We start from the raw sequence: 1,266 nt of genomic DNA on the forward strand, positions 1-1,266 counted from the left end.
GCCCGACAACGCCGCGCGCGTCGCCCAAATCGCAGCGCTTGAAATCGGCATCTAAACCGACTTCTGGGACGCACGACATTCTTCGCACCCTACCCCCCAGAGCTCAGAGGATCACGACTTATTCCAAGTGACTGCAGCTCGCGGCTTGGTCAAGCTCTGGCAGCCTCGGTTTATGCCTCGCAACTGGCGCTGGCCGCGACGCCGATCCGGGCACAGTGGATGCGCTATCTCGCGCGATCCCATCTACAGCGCGCACATTTTTCGCGGATCGGTCAATCTGTGCTAACATGCGTGGCGGAAAAGGGAGGAAACTGCGATGAACCGACGCGAGATTTTCACCCTGATGGCGGGGGTCGCTGCCGCAGGTCTGCTGCCAAAAGCTGTGCGGGCCGAGGCCGTCATGGGAGATGGTGGCCTCTACCAGCAGTCGTTTTTTCACGACAGCTTCCTTGATCTCGGCGACGATCTGAACGAAGCCGCCGCAGAGGGCAAGGGGCTGATTGTTCTGTTTGAGCAACGCGGCTGCCCCTATTGCCGCGAGATGCATCTGGTCAATTTCCAGCGCCGTGAACTCATCGAGTTGATCAATGCCAGCTTCATCGTCGTGCAACTCGACCTTTGGGGCGCGCGCGCGGTCGTGGATTTCGATGGCGAGGCGCTAGAAGAGCGCGCCCTTGCGCAGAAATGGTTCGTGAATTTCACGCCGACGCAGATCCTGATTCCACCCCAAAATGCGGGTGCAGACGATTTACGCCAAGCCGAGGCGTTCCGCATGCCCGGATATTTCAAGCCCTTCCACCATCTCTCGGGTCTCGAATATGTCGCGAGCGGCGCTTATCGCGACCAGCCGTTCCAGAGGTTCCTGCAAGACAAGTTCGCAGCGTTGCAGGCGCAGGGCATCGACCCGGATGTGTGGTAGGGCCGCGATCCTGCGCCCCGCAGCTTGGACGCGATGGTCTATGTGACTGGCGTGAACCGCGCATCGTGCCTGAATGGCATGCTGATAGTCGGCCCGCGCAATCACAGCGTTACATCTGGACGCGAGGCTCTGCGCGTCCGGCATCGGGTGCCTCCAGCGAAAAGACACAGCCTTGCGCGGCATCGGGGTTGGCGATGCCTTCTTGTGCGGTGATGACAAGAAGCTGGCGGAAATCGGGGCCGCCAAAGGCGGGGCAAGAACTGTGCCGCCCGCCGACAAAAACCGCACGATCAAAGCCGCCATCGGGCAGGTACCGCGCAACGCGCCCGGCCCCCCATTGCGCATTC

Annotated in this window: 2 protein-coding genes; one reads left to right on the plus strand and one right to left on the minus strand. The window is 61.2% G+C overall.

Annotated features, from left to right (window positions below; translation table 11 throughout):
- The first annotated feature begins 316 nt into the window (after window positions 1-316).
- Entirely contained in the window at window positions 317-919 is a 603-nt protein-coding gene (locus tag DT23_RS17645) for a thioredoxin family protein (RefSeq protein WP_051697410.1), read from the plus strand.
- A gap of 109 nt (window positions 920-1,028) precedes the next feature.
- Here the strand turns inward: DT23_RS17645 and DT23_RS17650 are convergent.
- Window positions 1,029-1,266 (minus strand): SMP-30/gluconolactonase/LRE family protein (locus DT23_RS17650; RefSeq protein ID WP_038133506.1); only part of this gene is annotated, 238 nt, incomplete at its 5' end.

Source organism: Thioclava indica, assembly GCF_000714545.1.
Classification (GTDB): Bacteria; Pseudomonadota; Alphaproteobacteria; order Rhodobacterales; family Rhodobacteraceae; genus Thioclava; species Thioclava indica.

What these genes read in the sequence shown, in the direction of transcription:
- DT23_RS17645 (WP_051697410.1), top strand. Translation starts at nt 317, where the DNA reads ATGAACCGACGCGAGATTTTCACCCTGATGGCGGGGGTCGCTGCCGCA.